17 protein-coding genes are annotated in these 15,916 nt (G+C 35.4%); 11 read left to right on the top strand and 6 right to left on the bottom strand.

Annotated elements, in window-relative coordinates; all coding sequences use genetic code 11:
* The first annotated feature begins 51 nt into the window (after positions 1-51).
* The 8 genes from RT228_RS04025 to RT228_RS03990 all read left to right on the top strand — a co-directional run bounded on the left by RT228_RS04025 (position 52) and on the right by RT228_RS03990 (position 8,269).
* Positions 52-474: a CBS domain-containing protein gene (locus RT228_RS04025; protein WP_006259671.1), complete on the top strand. Its 423-nt coding sequence runs from the start codon at positions 52-54 to the stop codon at positions 472-474.
* A gap of 210 nt (positions 475-684) precedes the next feature.
* Positions 685-1,149: a GAF domain-containing protein gene (locus RT228_RS04020; protein ID WP_006266872.1), complete on the top strand. Its 465-nt coding sequence runs from the start codon at positions 685-687 to the stop codon at positions 1,147-1,149.
* A gap of 206 nt (positions 1,150-1,355) precedes the next feature.
* Complete coding sequence (gene rpsO / locus RT228_RS04015; RefSeq protein WP_006259669.1) at positions 1,356-1,625, top strand: 30S ribosomal protein S15; 270 nt, start codon at positions 1,356-1,358, stop codon at positions 1,623-1,625.
* 173 nt (positions 1,626-1,798) lie between these two features.
* Complete coding sequence (locus RT228_RS04010; RefSeq protein ID WP_006259668.1) at positions 1,799-3,955, top strand: polyribonucleotide nucleotidyltransferase; 2,157 nt, start codon at positions 1,799-1,801, stop codon at positions 3,953-3,955.
* A 481-nt stretch (positions 3,956-4,436) separates the two neighbouring features.
* A complete protein-coding gene (locus RT228_RS04005) occupies positions 4,437-5,822 on the top strand; it encodes an NAD(P)-binding domain-containing protein (RefSeq protein WP_006262183.1) in 1,386 nt (461 codons plus the stop codon).
* A gap of 187 nt (positions 5,823-6,009) precedes the next feature.
* Positions 6,010-6,873 (top strand): RNA polymerase sigma factor RpoD/SigA, encoded by an 864-nt coding sequence (locus tag RT228_RS04000; RefSeq protein WP_002987652.1) that lies wholly within the window; start codon positions 6,010-6,012, stop codon positions 6,871-6,873.
* Positions 6,874-6,942: 69 nt separating this feature from the next.
* Positions 6,943-7,311, top strand: a complete 369-nt coding sequence (locus RT228_RS03995) for a hypothetical protein (protein WP_006264640.1) — start codon at positions 6,943-6,945, stop codon at positions 7,309-7,311.
* A gap of 85 nt (positions 7,312-7,396) precedes the next feature.
* Entirely contained in the window at positions 7,397-8,269 is an 873-nt protein-coding gene (locus tag RT228_RS03990) for a helix-turn-helix domain-containing protein (RefSeq protein ID WP_006259665.1), read from the top strand.
* A 46-nt stretch (positions 8,270-8,315) separates the two neighbouring features.
* Here the strand turns inward: RT228_RS03990 and lysS are convergent, their stop codons facing one another.
* Entirely contained in the window at positions 8,316-10,016 is a 1,701-nt protein-coding gene (lysS, locus tag RT228_RS03985) for a lysine--tRNA ligase (protein WP_006259664.1), read from the bottom strand.
* A gap of 190 nt (positions 10,017-10,206) precedes the next feature.
* Between lysS and RT228_RS03980 the strand changes: the two genes are divergently transcribed.
* The 3 genes from RT228_RS03980 to rpe all read left to right on the top strand — a co-directional run bounded on the left by RT228_RS03980 (position 10,207) and on the right by rpe (position 11,817).
* Positions 10,207-10,371, top strand: coding sequence for a YqaE/Pmp3 family membrane protein (locus RT228_RS03980; protein ID WP_006259663.1), 165 nt, complete (start codon positions 10,207-10,209; stop codon positions 10,369-10,371).
* Between the two features lie 11 nt (positions 10,372-10,382).
* Positions 10,383-11,087 (top strand): lipoyl(octanoyl) transferase LipB, encoded by a 705-nt coding sequence (gene lipB, locus RT228_RS03975; RefSeq protein ID WP_006259662.1) that lies wholly within the window; start codon positions 10,383-10,385, stop codon positions 11,085-11,087.
* Between the two features lie 67 nt (positions 11,088-11,154).
* Positions 11,155-11,817, top strand: a complete 663-nt coding sequence (gene rpe, locus RT228_RS03970; RefSeq protein ID WP_006259661.1) for a ribulose-phosphate 3-epimerase — start codon at positions 11,155-11,157, stop codon at positions 11,815-11,817.
* 138 nt (positions 11,818-11,955) lie between these two features.
* On the opposite strand, the gene groL is transcribed toward rpe, so the two are convergent.
* The 5 genes from groL to RT228_RS03945 form a co-directional block, all read right to left on the bottom strand.
* Positions 11,956-13,584 carry a chaperonin GroEL gene (gene groL / locus RT228_RS03965; RefSeq protein WP_006259660.1) on the bottom strand — a complete coding sequence of 543 codons (1,629 nt, stop codon included), beginning with the start codon at positions 13,582-13,584 and terminating at the stop codon, positions 11,956-11,958.
* 36 nt (positions 13,585-13,620) lie between these two features.
* Positions 13,621-13,896 (bottom strand): co-chaperone GroES, encoded by a 276-nt coding sequence (groES, locus tag RT228_RS03960; RefSeq protein WP_006259659.1) that lies wholly within the window; start codon positions 13,894-13,896, stop codon positions 13,621-13,623.
* A 150-nt stretch (positions 13,897-14,046) separates the two neighbouring features.
* Entirely contained in the window at positions 14,047-14,421 is a 375-nt protein-coding gene (gene secG / locus RT228_RS03955) for a preprotein translocase subunit SecG (RefSeq protein WP_006259658.1), read from the bottom strand.
* Between the two features lie 4 nt (positions 14,422-14,425).
* Positions 14,426-15,391 (bottom strand): tetratricopeptide repeat protein, encoded by a 966-nt coding sequence (locus tag RT228_RS03950; RefSeq protein WP_006259657.1) that lies wholly within the window; start codon positions 15,389-15,391, stop codon positions 14,426-14,428.
* A gap of 19 nt (positions 15,392-15,410) precedes the next feature.
* Positions 15,411-15,914 carry an LptE family protein gene (locus RT228_RS03945; RefSeq protein ID WP_006259656.1) on the bottom strand — a complete coding sequence of 168 codons (504 nt, stop codon included), beginning with the start codon at positions 15,912-15,914 and terminating at the stop codon, positions 15,411-15,413.
* Between the last annotated feature and the right edge of the window lie 2 nt (positions 15,915-15,916).

Raw genomic sequence — 15,916 nt, 5'->3', positions numbered from 1 at the left:
TTTTTAGATATAGTGTTAGGTTACATTTGTCCTAACAAAATAAGTTATGATATGAGACAGAATGTACCAATTTCTAGTATTATGGCTTCAAAACTTGTCAAGTTAAATTTAACAGATTCATTGACAAATGCTGAAAAGTTATTTAAAGAGAACAAGATTAGACATCTTCCTGTGTTATCTGGAGGAGAGTTAGTAGGGATTCTCAGTTATACTGACTTAGTAAGAATTAGTTTAGCAGAGACGGTGGGAGATAATGATGATATTATTGATACCACTATATATAATATGTTCTCTATAGAACAAGTAATGGTTAAGGACGTTGTGACTATACAAGCAGATTGTAGTATTAAGGATGCAGCCGAAATAATTATCGAGAGAGGATTTAGATCATTGCCTGTTATGGATGGAGATATATTAGTAGGAATGCTTACTAGTACTGATTTGATTAAGTATTTGATAAAGCAATACGAATAAGAAATAAAAAGAATTGCTATAAAAAAGATTATTATATTTTGTAGTTTGTGAGTTTGGCTACGAAATTACATATTGTTGTTTGAAAAAAGCATTAGAGGTGAGTTCTAATGCTTTTTTACTTTTATACCTATGTGTACGTTTTTTTGAAATATTTCTATTGATAGAATGAAGTGATTGTTATATTTGTTTTTCTATAAAACCATATTTAAGATGAATAATTTATATCAAGAGCTTTTAGTGGCAGCTAAGGCAATATTAGAATCTAATGTATTAGATAGAACAGAGAAGTTAAAACAGGTATGTGTTCTTTTAAACGAGAAAATATCGTACTATGATTGGGTTGGTTTCTACTTTGCAGTGCCAGAAGAGAGAGTGCTTCATTTAGGACCTTACAGCGGTCCTGAGACAGACCATACAGTGATTCCCTTTGGTAAGGGGATTTGTGGACAGGTGGCTGTTAGTAATGAGACTTTTTTAGTAGAAGATGTGACTGCTCAAGATAATTATATTGCTTGTAGTATTACTGTTAAGTCTGAGATCGTAGTTCCGTTATTTGTTGATGGAGTTAATATCGGACAAATAGATATTGATTCTAATACAATTAATGCATTTACAGCTGAGGATCAATCATTTTTAGAATTACTAAATGTAGAAATAGCTAAATTGTTTATTTAGTTCCTATTATAAAGAAGACTTGCGTTTTGTTTAGATTATACTGTTGTTAATTGAGGTATTGGTAATCAATGTACTAGAGGGTAAATAAGAACCTAAAAAAAAGTGTATTATTTATAGTTGTATTTTGAAAAATAAAATTACCTTTGCAAACGTAAATATGGATACACCATATTTCATGCATAAAAATCATTAAAAATAATATTGGCATGTATTTATCAAAAGAGAAAAAAGCTGAGATCTTCGCACAACACGGTGGAGCTGCAGCTAACACTGGATCTGCTGAAGGACAAATCGCTTTGTTCACATACAGAATCACGCATTTAACTGAGCACTTGAAAAAAAATCGTAAAGATTATAATACAGAGCGTTCATTAGTTCTTTTAGTAGGTAAAAGAAGAAGACTTCTTGACTACTTAAAGAATACAGAAATTAACAGATATCGTGAGATTATCAAAGTATTGGGTATTAGAAAATAATCAATATAGAGAAGAGGTGCCTTTGTGCGCCTCTTTTTCTTTTTAGCCTTTTTGCAGAAAAAGACTGGTTTTTCATTGGGTTTCATACAACTACACAACAACACACACAACACAACACACAATTATTAATGTCTCTCTTCGGAGAGACAGAAACCCTAAAGTATTAATTTATTATGATTCCTAAGGTAACTAAAGAGATTATCGATTTAGGAGATGGCCGTAGCATCTCGATCGAAACTGGGAAATTAGCGAAACAAGCAGATGGTTCTGTAGTTGTTCGTATGGGAGACTGTATGCTTTTAGCTACAGCTGTATCAGCGAGAACTGCTAACCCTGGTGTAGACTTCCTTCCTTTAACTGTAGATTACAGAGAAAAATTTTCTGCTGCTGGACGTTTTCCAGGAGGCTTTTTTAAACGTGAGGCTCGTCCGAGTGATCAAGAGGTGTTAACAATGCGTTTAGTAGACCGTTGTTTACGTCCATTGTTCCCAGATGACTATCACGCAGAAACACAAGTTATGATTCAATTAATGTCTCATGACGAAAATGTAATGCCTGATGCATTAGCTGGATTAGCTGCTTCTGCAGCATTAGCAGTATCAGATATTCCATTCTATAATTCTATTTCTGAGGTAAGAGTTGCTCGCGTTGATGGGCAGTTCATCATCAATCCATCTAGAGAACAACTAGACGCATCTGATCTTGATATGATGATCGGTGCATCTAAAGACTCTGTATGTATGGTGGAGGGTGAGATGAAAGAAATCTCAGAACAAGAAATGATTGATGCAATAAAGTTTGCTCATGAGGCGATTAAAATTCAGATCGAAGCTCAAGAGAAGATGCGTGCTGCATTAGGACTTACTTACCGTGAGTACGAACCAGAAGCAACTGATGAAGAGGTGGAGAAAATCGTACATGATGCAGCGTATGCTAAATTGTATGAAATAGCTTCTCATGCTAGTGCTAAATCTGAGCGTGGAGAGAAATTCGCTGAGGTGTATGAAGAAGTTAAAGCTTTATTCTCTGAAGAAGATTTAGAAGAGAAAGCAGAACTAATCAGTACATACTTTAAGAAAACTCAAAAAGAGGCTGTACGTAACCTTATTTTAGATCAAAACATTCGTCTTGATGGTCGTAAGACTACTGAGATTCGTCCTATCTGGAGTGAAGTAGATTACTTACCTTCAGTGCATGGGTCTTCTATCTTTACACGTGGTGAAACGCAAGCGTTAGCTACTGTAACATTAGGTACATCAAGAGATGCGAATATTATTGACTTACCAAGTGAGCAAGGTGAAGAGAAGTTCTACTTACATTATAATTTCCCTCCATTCTCTACAGGTGAGGCAAAACCATTAAGAGGTACTTCTCGTAGAGAGGTAGGTCATGGTAACTTAGCACAACGTGCTTTGAAAAACATGATCCCTGCAGACTGTCCTTATACTATTCGTTTAGTATCTGAGGTATTAGAGTCTAACGGTTCTTCTTCTATGGCTACTGTATGTGCTGGTACTCTAGCATTAATGGATGCAGGTATTCAAATTGAAAAACCAGTTTCAGGTATTGCAATGGGACTTATCTCTGATGCAAAAACTGGACGTTGGGCTGTATTGTCTGATATCTTAGGTGATGAGGATCACTTAGGAGATATGGACTTTAAAGTTACTGGTACTAAAGATGGTATCACTGCATGTCAAATGGATATTAAGATCGAAGGATTAGCTTATGATATCATGGAGCAAGCGTTAAAACAAGCTCATGATGGTCGTATGCATATCTTGGGATTATTACAAGAGACTATCGCTGTGCCTAATCCTACTGTTAAACCTAAAGCTCCTAAGATTGTTACTGTTACAATTCCTAAAGACTTTATCGGTGCAGTTATCGGACCAGGTGGTAAAAACATCCAAGCGCTTCAAGCAGAAACTGGTACTACTATCGTTATTAACGAAGAAGGTGATTATGGTATCATCGAAGTATTAGGTACTGATCAAGCAGGTATGGATAGAGCATTAGCTGCTATTAGTAATACTACTTTCTCTCCAGTAGAAGGTGAGACTTACCATGTTAAAGTGGTTAAGATGCTTGACTTCGGTGCAGTAGTAGAATTTGTACCAGGTAAAGAAACTTTACTTCACGTATCTGAATTAGATTGGAAACGTATTGAGAATGTATCTGACGTTCTTAAAATGGGAGATGAATTAGATGTTAAGTATTTAGGTATAGACCCTAAAACTAAAAAAGCTAAAGTATCTCGTAAAGCTTTAATGCCACGTCCTCCTAGAGAAGAGAAAAAAGACGCGGCTCCAAAACAAGAAAATAAATAAGAGTAATTCTTTTTATTATATAAAGGACATCTAGTAATAGGTGTCCTTTTTTTGTATTCATTTTTATGAGATAGCTAGTCTGTGGGGGACTATATTAGATATATGTTAGTATATTCCGCTTCTTATTTTCATATCTATATTGTAAATTGCTGATTATTGTCATTGTGACAGTTGTGTTTTTGCGTTTAATAATGGTGTTTTTTGGTTAAGTCATTAATTTGTATTATATTAGCAATTAACGTTAATAGGGGGTGGCGTGCTTATATATTTCTAGCACGTGTATTCAACTCCTATCCAAATTCAAGTTTGATATACTTGACCTTATTTTCAGCATATAATTATGCTGCCTAATGTACATCGCTTATTAGATGTATCTATTATAGAATACGAACATGTGGTATTCTATCTCGGCTGAGCAATCAGTGATAATCATTTTATTAATTTCTTCACTTTATAGTGAGGACAAATTCGTTATGTAGTTATGTTAAATTTAAAAGTTGGAATTATTGGTGCTGGTCCGAGTGGATTAGCCATGTTACGTGCGTTCGAGTCAGAACAAAAAAAAGGTAACCCTATTCCAGAGATTAAATGTTATGAAAAACAAGATAATTGGGGAGGAATGTGGAACTATACTTGGCGTACAGGTGTAGGAAAATATGGTGAACCAATACACGGGAGTATGTATAAATACTTATGGTCTAATGGGCCTAAAGAATGTTTAGAGTTCTCTGATTATACATTTATGGAGCACTTTAAACAACCTATATCTTCATACCCACCGAGAGAGGTTTTATTCGATTATATACAAGGGCGTATTAAGCAGAGTAATGCAAGAGATTTTATCAAGTTTAATACTGTGGCTAGATGGGTAGATTACCTAGAAGATAAGAAGCAGTTTAGAGTAATATTCGATGACTTAGTAAAGAATGAAACTTTTGAGGAGTACTTCGATTACTTAGTTGTGGGAACGGGACACTTCTCAACGCCAAATATGCCTTATTTTAAGGGAATAGATAGTTTCCCTGGAACAGTGATGCATGCGCACGATTTTAGAGGTGCAGATCAGTTTATAGATAAAGATATTTTGTTAATAGGAAGTAGTTATTCTGCTGAGGATATCGGTGTACAATGTTTTAAACACGGTAGTAGATCAGTTACTATTTCGTATAGAACCAATCCTATTGGGGCTAAATGGCCTAAGGGGATTGAGGAGAAACCCATTGTAACCCATTTCGAGGATAATGTGGCTCACTTTAAAGATGGCTCTAAGAAGGAATATGACGCAGTAATTCTGTGTACGGGGTACCAACATAAGTTCCCGTTCTTGCCAGATAATTTAAGGTTAAAGACAAAGAATAACTTATATCCAGATAATCTGTATAAAGGAGTTGTGTTCAATGAGAATGAACGACTAATCTTTTTAGGAATGCAAGATCAATATTATACGTTCAATATGTTCGATACGCAAGCTTGGTTTGCTAGAGATTATATGTTAGGGCGTATCACTTTACCTAACAAAGAAACTAGGGATAAGGATATCGCTAAGTGGGTAGAACTAGAAAAAACATCTGTAACAGGAGAGGAACATGTAGATTTCCAAACTGATTATATTAAGGAATTGATAGAGCTGACAGATTATCCTACTTTTGATCTAGATAGAGTGGCAGAGATGTTTAAAAGTTGGTTAAATGATAAAGAAACTAATATTCTAAATTATAGAGATAAAGTATATACTTCTGTGATGACAGGTGTCACTGCTGAAGAGCATCATACACCATGGATGAAGGAGTTAGATGATAGCTTAGAAAGGTATCTAGATGAGGTAGAGGTAGATGAGTTAGAATTAAGTAAAGAGAATTACTACTAACATAAAAGAGTTATATTTTTTATAAAATAAAGTTAGCGCTACAGGATTTTGATTTTGTGGCGCTTTTTTTGTGTAGATAATATGAGGTTAAAAAATATTTTTAAAAATGTTGTAACCTTTTAGTAATAGTGTACGTATAACTAATGTGTGAAGAGCACATCATAGCAAAAATAAGGATAGAAATAATATGAGACAACTTAAAATTACCAAGCAGGTAACGAATCGTGAGACCGCTTCTCTAGATAAGTACTTGCAAGAAATTGGTAAAGTAGATTTAATTACTGCGGATGAGGAAGTAGAGTTAGCGCAACGAATCAAAGCAGGAGATCAAAGAGCACTAGAGAAATTAACGAAAGCAAACTTACGTTTCGTAGTATCGGTGGCAAAGCAATATCAAAACCAAGGATTGACATTACCCGATTTAATTAATGAAGGAAACTTAGGTCTGATCAAAGCTGCACAGCGTTTTGATGAGACACGAGGATTCAAATTCATTTCTTATGCAGTATGGTGGATTCGTCAGTCGATTTTATCAGCTTTAGCAGAACAATCTCGTATCGTACGTTTACCATTGAATAAGATCGGTTCTATTAATAAAATTAATAAGATGTATGCTTTATTAGAGCAATCTAATGAACGTCCACCTTCAGCAGAAGAAATCGCTGTAGAGCTTGATATGACTGTAAATGATGTAAAAGAGAGTATGAAGAACTCTGGTCGTCATTTATCAATGGATGCTCCGTTAGTAGAAGGAGAAGATTCTAACTTATACGATGTATTGCGTTCAGGTGAGTCTCCTAATCCAGATAGAGAGCTTATTCATGAGTCTCTTAGAACAGAAATCGAGAGAGCATTAGAGACTTTGACTCCTAGAGAAGCTGACGTTGTACGTTTATACTTCGGTTTAGGTGATCAACATCCTATGACATTAGAAGAAATAGGAGAAACATTCGATCTTACTAGAGAGCGTGTTAGACAGATTAAAGAGAAAGCTATTCGTAGATTAAAACATACGTCTAGAAGTAAAATTCTTAAGACATACTTAGGATAATATAGATTAGAAGCGTTACTATTTAGGTAACGCTTTTTTTTATACCTTAGGTTAGCGTATATTTGTATTGTGAGAAAGTTTTTGTTTATAATCATATCCTTATTAGTATTTAGACCAGTAGTGCCGTTGGTAGACTACCTGGTAGACTATGATTATATCGCTACTTTTTTATGTGTGAATCAAGACAAGCCTGAGATGCATTGTAATGGACAGTGTTATCTAATGCAAGAATTAGCTAAGATAGCTAAGGAAGAACAAAAGAAAGATGCTGTTAAGCAGGTATATACTATTGCTTTTGTTTTGATGTATGTTGATTATAAATCTGAACTACCTACTCCTAATTTTGATATAAAAGGAGTACATAAGGTTTATGATAGATATAATAATTTGTATTCCTCTTTATTTAGCCGTCAGGATCTACGTCCTCCCCTCGTTTAATTAGTATTTATAATGTGATTATTTGATCGTCTATCTATAGTAGTGCGGTCAGTGAGCTTATGTATAATATTAATTAAAGATTCTTATGTCTACTAAGATTATAAAATCCTTTCCAATCAGTTATTTTACACAAGATCAGTCTTCATTTTTTATTAAGCCAATAAGTGCCTTAGGCAATGCTTATCCTTTATTAAAAGATAGTTTTAGGGCTAACTTTTACATGATTGTCTTTGTGTATAGAGGGAGTTATGCTATTAAGATTAATGGGGTTGATTATGTTGATTATCAGTCAAGTGTTTACTTTATAAAACCAGGTGATGTTGTACAGATGCAGTTCAATACTGAATGTACAGGTATATTCATCGGTTTTGAGGATTCTTTCTTTTCTCAACGCTATCATGAGAACATATTGCGTTATTTTGATTTCTTTCAATTAGATAGTGCCTCTCAGCAGATAGTGAGTGAGAGTGTGCGTACTAAGGTTGTGTTATTGGTAGATATGATGTTGGGTGAGTATAGTACTGATAGAGTATATCGAATGAAGGTTCTGCGTTCTTATTTAAATATATTGCTATGTGAGTTACAGAGCGTGGACGAAGAAGATCAGCACTTTTCGATAGAGTATAATAAGGCTGGTTATAACGATCGTATTCTTGCTTTTATGGATTTAGTCGAAGTTCACTTTAAAGAGGCTAAAACGCCTTCTTTTTATGCTGAGAAGCTCTGTGTGACTCCTAACTACCTCAATAAACTTTGTAAACAAGAGCGAGGTATAACTGCAGGACAATTAGTTCGTCAACGCATTGTGGTAGAAGCAAAGAGATTGTTGCAGTTTAGCACATTTAATGTCAATGAGATTGCGCAGGAATTGTGTTTTGATAGTACGTCTTACTTTGTTACATTCTTTAAAAAACAAGAAGGGATTACACCAGATCATTACCGCAAGTCATTTTCTTGAATATAGGTATAAAAAAACGAGACTTAATAGTCTCGTTTTTTATTTCTTAGTGTTGGTACACTACATATTTTGTATCACCTTCAGTTTCTACTTTAGTAAGATTGTGAGAAGCAAGTCCTTTCATTGCTTTATCCCATTTCTTACCACTTAAAGCAGCTTGTTCTTTTAGAGAACCTAATTCTACTTTATTGTCATTGTTTTCTAATATCTGAATAATGATTTTCTCTTCATCTGATAATTCTACTGAAGGAGCTGTTTTCTCTGGTCTCATTTGAGGGAAGAATAGCACCTCTTGGATAGAAGGATTATTGGTTAAGAACATAATTAAACGGTCCATACCGATACCTAATCCTGATGTAGGAGGCATACCATACTCTAATGCACGTAAGAAGTCTTGGTCGATAAACATCGCTTCATCATCTCCACGATCAGCTAAAGCCATTTGAGCTTCGAAGCGCTCTCTTTGGTCAATAGGGTCATTAAGCTCAGAGTAAGCATTCGCAATCTCTTTACCACAAACCATTAGCTCAAAACGCTCTGTCAATTCTGGATTATCTCTATGAGCTTTTGTCAATGGAGACATTTCTTTTGGATAGTCAGTAATGTATGTTGGTTGGATATAGTTTCCTTCACATTTCTCTCCAAAGATTTCGTCGATAAGTTTTCCTTTACCCATTGTTTCATCTACTGGAATACCCATGCCTAAAGCAGCTTGACGAATCTCATCTTCTGATTTACCAGTGATATCAAATCCTGTAAACTCTTTAATAGAGTCAGCCATCGTGATACGTTTGTAAGGAGCTTTAAAGTCGATTTCGTGTTCTCCGAAAGTAGCTTTAGTAGTTCCATTAACAGCGATAGCACAGAATTCTAATAAACGCTCTGTGAATTCCATCATCCAGTTATAGTCTTTATAAGCTACATAGATCTCCATAGCTGTAAACTCAGGATTGTGTGTTCTGTCCATTCCTTCGTTACGGAAGTTTTTAGAGAACTCATACACACCATCAAAACCACCAACGATTAAACGTTTTAAGTACAATTCATTAGCGATTCTCAAGTATAGAGGAATGTCTAATGCATTGTGGTGAGTGATGAATGGACGAGCAGAAGCTCCACCAGGGATAGACTGTAATACAGGAGTTTCTACTTCCATATAACCAGCTTCGTTGAAGAACTGACGCATAGCGTTGAATAACTTCGTACGTTTAATGAAGATATCTTTATTTATAGGGTTTACCACTAAATCAACATAACGCATTCTGTAACGCAATTCTGGATCTGTAAAAGCGTCAAATGTATTTCCTTCTGCATCCGTTTTTGGTAATGGAAGTGGTCGTAAAGATTTACTTAATAGTTGTAATCCTTGTACACGTACTGTTTTTTCTCCTACTTGTGTAGTGAATAACTCTCCTTCGATACCAACGAAGTCACCTAAGTCAATAAGTTTTTTGTAAATCTCATTGTAAAGAGTCTTGTCCTCTCCTGGGCATAACTCATCACGATTGATATATAACTGAATCTTTCCTTCGCTATCTTGAATAGTTGCAAAAGAAGCTTTTCCTTGAATTCTTGAAGACATTAATCTACCAGCCACGATAACCTTCTTACCTTCTTCAAAATCGTTCTTTATCTCCTTCGATGTATGGTCTACTGGAAATAGATTAGCAGGATAGGGATTCACACCAAGCTCTTGTAACTTGCTCAGCTTTTCTCTTCTGATGATTTCTTGTTCTGAAAGTTGCATAATAACTGTAAATTAATTTAAAAGGCAAATATAGTTAATCTTTGAAAATGCGACAATTAGTATTCGCTATAAAACGACTTAATTTGCAATACTTTGTAATAAAACGAGGTAGGTCTCATCATTTTAACTTCATTAACGAGGGAGTTGACTAAAAAATGCCGAAATTTGTATCAGACAAAATTATTTAGCCATGAGTTTAGGAAGAGTATTATTATCTATTTTTTTACCACCTTTAGCCGTTTTAGACAAGGGATGTGGATCTATTTTGATAGTGACACTGTTGACTATCGCAGGTTGGGTACCAGGGGTTATTGCGGCATTAGTCATACTAAATAATCCTAAATACAATAAATAACAAACAACACAATGAATAAACAAGTAAAGCTTATTGATTTAGGCGAGAAAGATTATAAAGATACTTGGGATTACCAAGAAGAGATATTCCAATCTATTTTAGATGTCAAAATTAGAAATAGAAGAGAAGAGCGTACAGATGATACAGATAACTATTTACTATTCGTAGAACATCCACATGTTTACACATTAGGAAAAAGTGGAGATGTGCACAATATGCTTTTAAACGATGAACAGTTAAAGGCAAAAGGTGCTACATTCTATAAGATTAATAGAGGAGGTGACATTACTTATCACGGACCTGGTCAGGTAGTAGGATATCCTATCTTAGACTTAGAGAACTTCTTTACAGATATACATAAGTATTTGCGTTTATTAGAAGAGACTATCATTTTAGTTTTAAAAGATTACGGAATAGAGTCTGGTAGAAGTGAAGGAGAGACAGGAGTATGGTTAGGAGTAGGAACACCTTTTGCACGTAAGATATGTGCGATGGGGGTAAGAGCCTCTCGTTGGGTGACGATGCACGGTTTTGCCTTAAACGTAAACTCGGACTTAGGTTACTTTGACAATATTATCCCATGTGGTATTCGTGGTAAAGGAGTTACTTCTCTGAATGTAGAACTAGGTGTAGAGCAGGTAGATGAAGATGAGGTAAGAGCTAAGATTATCCAATATTTTTCTGAATTATTCGAAGCAGAAGTCATTAAACAATAAGCAATATACGTCCCAAGAGCCTTCGCTGTTGGGATTTTTTTTATCTTTGTACAAACAACACAATTATATGAAAAATACGATTATAGCACCTTCAGTATTAGCAGCAGACTTTGCTAATCTTCAGAGAGATATTGAAATGGTGAACAACAGTCAGGCAGATTGGTTCCATATTGACATTATGGATGGAGTATTTGTGCCAAATATTTCTTTTGGAATGCCAGTATTAGCTGCTATTAATAAGCATGCTAAGAAGACATTAGACGTTCACTTAATGATAGTAGACCCTGATCGTTATATTAAGACGTTTAAGGAGCTAGGAGCAGATATCTTGACTGTGCATTATGAAGCGTGTACACACCTACACCGTACAGTACAAGCTATTAAAGCTGAAGGTATGAAAGCTGGAGTAGCACTTAACCCTCATACACCTGTAAGTGTATTAGAAGACATCATTCAAGACTTAGATTTAGTACTTATCATGAGTGTTAACCCTGGTTTTGGAGGACAGAGCTTTATTGAGAACACATATGAAAAAGTGCGTAAACTAAAAGCAATGATAGAAGCTAAAGGAGCGAATGTAATGATAGAGATAGATGGAGGGGTAAATAATAAAAATGCAAAAGCTTTAGTAGATGCTGGAGTAGACGCTTTAGTAGCAGGTAACTTTGTGTTCAGTGCTGCTGATCCTATCGCAACTATTGCAGACTTAAAAGAAATTACTTCTAAGTAAGAAGTTTAAAATAATGATATAAAAAAGGCTTGGTGTATTCAGTACACTAAGCCTTTTTTTGTTCTTACTGGTAAGGTAAAAAATAAGAGGCTGTCTAAAAAGACAACCTCTTATATAATATTGAAATAAGATAAGGTATTACATCATACCTGGCATACCACCACCCATAGGCATAGCAGCAGCGCTGTCATCTTTAATGTCTACTAATGCACACTCAGTGATTAAGATCATACCAGCTACAGAAGCAGCATTTTCTAAAGCTACTCTAGTTACTTTCTTAGGATCGATTACACCAGCGTTAAGCATATCTACATACTCGTTTGTTTTAGCATTGTATCCGAAGTTTTCTTTTCCTTCTAATACTTTAGAAACAACTACAGAACCTTCTAATCCAGCATTCTCAACAATAGTTCTCAATGGAGCTTCTACTGCTTTAGCGATGATAGCGATACCTGTTTCTTCGTCAGCATTCTCAGCTTTAATGTCAACTAAAGTATTTTTAGCTCTTAATAAAGCTACACCACCACCAGCTACGATACCTTCTTCTACAGCAGCTCTAGTAGCGTGAAGAGCGTCATCTACGCGATCTTTCTTCTCTTTCATCTCTACTTCAGATGGAGCACCTACGTATAATACAGCTACACCACCAGCTAACTTAGCTAAGCGCTCTTGTAACTTCTCTCTGTCATAGTCAGAAGTAGTAGTTTCCATTTGAGCTTTGATTTGGTTGATTCTGTTTTTGATCATTTCAGCCTCACCATCACCACTAACGATAGTCGTATTATCTTTATCGATGCTAACTCTCTTACAAGTACCTAGCATTTCTAAAGTAGTATTCTCTAATGTATACCCTTGCTCTTCAGAGATAACCACACCACCTGTTAAGATAGCGATATCTTCTAACATAGCTTTTCTTCTATCTCCGAATCCAGGAGCTTTAACAGCAGCGATTTTTAACGCTCCTCTTAATTTGTTTACTACTAATGTAGATAACGCCTCTCCATCCACATCTTCAGCGATGATTAATAGAGGTTTTCCTGATTGAGCGATTGGCTCTAATACTGGTAAAAGTTCTTTAAGAGAAGATACTTTCTTGTCGTATAATAAGATATATGGAGTATCTAATTCTACTTCCATTTTCTCAGAGTTTGTAACGAAGTATGGAGATAAGTACCCTCTGTCAAACTGCATTCCTTCTACTACATCTACATAAGTCTCAGTTCCTTTAGCTTCTTCTACAGTGATAACACCTTCTTTACCTACTTTTTCGAATGCTTGAGCGATTAACTCACCGATGAAGTCATCGTTATTAGCAGAGATAGATGCTACTTGTTTGATTTTATCCATAGAACCACCTACTTCTTGAGATTGTTTTCTCAAGTCTTCTACGATGATTTCTACAGCTTTATCTATACCACGTTTTAAGTCCATTGGGTTTGCACCAGCAGCTACGTTCTTAAGTCCTTCTTTTACGATAGCTTGAGCTAATACAGTAGCAGTAGTCGTACCGTCACCAGCTAAGTCATTCGTTTTAGAAGCAACCTCTTTCACCATCTGAGCACCCATGTTCTCTAATGTGTTCTCTAACTCAACTTCTTTAGCTACAGAAACACCATCTTTAGTTACTGTAGGCGCACCAAATGATTTACCGATGATTACGTTTCTTCCTTTTGGTCCTAATGTTACTTTTACTGCGTTTGCTAAAGCGTCTACTCCGCGTTTTAAACCTTCGCGAGCTTCGATGTCGAATTTAATATCTTTTGCCATTTTATTCTTTTGGATTTAGTTGTTAATGATTCAATTTTAAACGATTGCTAAAATGTCGTCCTCTCTCATGATTAGATAGTCTGTACCTTCTAATTTTAGTTCAGTACCAGCGTATTTACCGTATAGTACAGTATCTCCTACTTTTACTGTCATTTCATGATCTTTAGTACCATTTCCTACAGCTACTACAGTACCTCTTTGTGGTTTTTCTTTTGCTGTATCAGGGATGAATAATCCTGAAGCAGTTTTAGTTTCAGCTGGTAATGGTTCGATAAGAACTCTGTCTGCAAGTGGTTTAATATTTACTGCCATAGTTTTATAGTTTATGAAATTGAATTATTATTTTTAATTATTATAGATAATGAAAAGGCATAAAGTGTGCCAAAGCTAAAAAGTGACAATATAGGCAAAAAAAAATGCCAGCTTGACAGCCGGCATTTCGTGTATTGTTTAAAGCTAAAATTATTCAGCTTGATTTTGAGTCTCTTGAGTTGGAGTAGTCTCTTCTGTTGTCACAGGAGCTTCTTGCGTAGCAGGCGCTTCTGGTGTCAGATTTTGAGTAGGTACTACTGCGTTAGGATCTAATAATTTAGAATCTCCAGCAGCTCCACCACTGAAACTAGTAGATGATAACAGGATTAAGATGATTAATGCTGCACCTAATGTCCAAGTACTTTTATCTAAGAAATCATTTGTATTTTTAACTCCTCCAGCTACAGTAGATCCACCGAAAGAAGAATCTAATCCTCCACCTTTAGGATTCTGTACCATAATTACTACGATTAGTAAAAAACATACAATTGCGATTAAGATTAAAAATATTGTAAATGTGTTCATGGTGTTAACTATTATGTTGTTGTAACGCTTTTATATCTAATATTTGGTTTGCAAAGAAACTACTTTTTTCTGGATATTTCAAAATTAATATTTCATAAGCTTGTATTGCTTTCTGATATTTCTTTTGTTCTAAGTATATTTTTGCCAACGTTTCTGTCATTAAACTACTGTTCTCTTGTACTGAAGTGTCAATGTTTGCAGGGGTTACGGTAGGTTTCTTAGTAGGAACTATCTTAGGGTTAGTTTCTATAAATTTATCTATTAATTCTATTTTTTTTTGTTTTTCGATATCTGATTTTTGTTCTAAATCTGTTAAAATAGAATCATTTTCTCTGTCTATCGGTTTTATTTTAGATAATTGTAACCACTCTTGGAAAGACAATTTCTCGTTTTCTGAGAAGTTTAATGGTTTTCCTATTTCTAATTTCTCTTCTAGCTTTTCTATTTCTTGCTGTACAGTTTCTTTTTCTTCTAGCGTAGTGACGATGGGAACCTCTGCGATGACCTCTTCAGACTCTATAACGACTTCTGTAGGTGTTTCTTCTACAGGATCTTGTATTTCTTCCTTATCGTCTGTCTCGTGGAAGGTGATAGACTGTAGTAAGCTCTTAATAGCCGTAGAGGTTAGCTTAGGTTCTGGAGCCTCTTGTTGAGGTTCTTCTTCTGTTGGTATTTTAGACTCCTCAGCAGCTGTAGGCTCTGTCATGTCTATCACGATAGGAGTATACGTAGCGAACTCTGGAGAAACGATGAAATCAAAAAGAATATCTCTGTCTAGCGTATGTGCAGCAGTCTTCTTTAACTCTAAGTTATATTCTGTACTTTCTTGTACATATAAGCTCTTCAAATAAAGACTTCTCACAGACTGGAAGTACGGATACTTCTCTATGAGTTGCTTTAGCTGAGGACTGTCACTCTCTTGGATTTGCTGAGGTTGACGAAGCAATATGTCTAATTCGTTTAGAGTCAAGATATTTATTTTTATATAATTACCACTTAGCTAATGATTCATTGAACACATCCTGTGTGATACGCTCATAGATAGTCTCGATAGCTGTGTTAAGACTAGCCCCTGCTAACTGTACGTTCGCATCATAGTCATAATAGAATGAGAATCTCTTTTCGAAGTCGTCATCAGGTTTTTTCTTGTTGAAGAAACGCACATTCACAGACACATATAGTCTGTTCTGAGCCGCTCTCTGATCAGCTGTAGCAGTCATCGGACTGATACGGTATTCTACGATTTCTCCCTCATAGACTAAGTCAGCATCAGCATTAGTAAGACTTAAACTAGTTTGGTTTTGGATAAGATCTTGTAAGGACATTGTGAAGGTACGCTCTATACCAGGCTCTACTAAAGGAGCATTGTTCTGGAATGAGTTGACCTGAAATGAACTAGCATCTATCTTACCTGTTCCCGTAAAGTTATAATATTTACAGCTAGTAAAAAATAAAGATATAAATATTAGAGCAAATAATTGTTTGATTCTCATGT

The organism is Myroides sp., assembly GCF_032073645.1.
Lineage (GTDB): Bacteria > Bacteroidota > Bacteroidia > Flavobacteriales > Flavobacteriaceae > Flavobacterium > Flavobacterium odoratimimum.
Note: the sequence above shows the minus strand (reverse complement) of the source record. Positions and strands in the feature narration are given on the sequence as shown.

Coding starts and splice junctions, on each gene's coding strand:
- RT228_RS04025 (WP_006259671.1), top strand. CDS start 52: ATGAGACAGAATGTACCAATTTCTAGTATTATGGCTTCAAAACTTGTC.
- RT228_RS04020 (WP_006266872.1), top strand. CDS start 685: ATGAATAATTTATATCAAGAGCTTTTAGTGGCAGCTAAGGCAATATTA.
- rpsO (WP_006259669.1), top strand. CDS start 1,356: ATGTATTTATCAAAAGAGAAAAAAGCTGAGATCTTCGCACAACACGGT.
- RT228_RS04010 (WP_006259668.1), top strand. CDS start 1,799: ATGATTCCTAAGGTAACTAAAGAGATTATCGATTTAGGAGATGGCCGT.
- RT228_RS04005 (WP_006262183.1), top strand. CDS start 4,437: ATGTTAAATTTAAAAGTTGGAATTATTGGTGCTGGTCCGAGTGGATTA.
- RT228_RS04000 (WP_002987652.1), top strand. CDS start 6,010: ATGAGACAACTTAAAATTACCAAGCAGGTAACGAATCGTGAGACCGCT.
- RT228_RS03990 (WP_006259665.1), top strand. CDS start 7,397: ATGTCTACTAAGATTATAAAATCCTTTCCAATCAGTTATTTTACACAA.
- lysS (WP_006259664.1), bottom strand. CDS start 10,016: ATGCAACTTTCAGAACAAGAAATCATCAGAAGAGAAAAGCTGAGCAAG.
- RT228_RS03980 (WP_006259663.1), top strand. CDS start 10,207: ATGAGTTTAGGAAGAGTATTATTATCTATTTTTTTACCACCTTTAGCC.
- lipB (WP_006259662.1), top strand. CDS start 10,383: ATGAATAAACAAGTAAAGCTTATTGATTTAGGCGAGAAAGATTATAAA.
- rpe (WP_006259661.1), top strand. CDS start 11,155: ATGAAAAATACGATTATAGCACCTTCAGTATTAGCAGCAGACTTTGCT.
- groL (WP_006259660.1), bottom strand. CDS start 13,584: ATGGCAAAAGATATTAAATTCGACATCGAAGCTCGCGAAGGTTTAAAA.
- groES (WP_006259659.1), bottom strand. CDS start 13,896: ATGGCAGTAAATATTAAACCACTTGCAGACAGAGTTCTTATCGAACCA.
- secG (WP_006259658.1), bottom strand. CDS start 14,421: ATGAACACATTTACAATATTTTTAATCTTAATCGCAATTGTATGTTTT.
- RT228_RS03945 (WP_006259656.1), bottom strand. CDS start 15,914: ATGAGAATCAAACAATTATTTGCTCTAATATTTATATCTTTATTTTTT.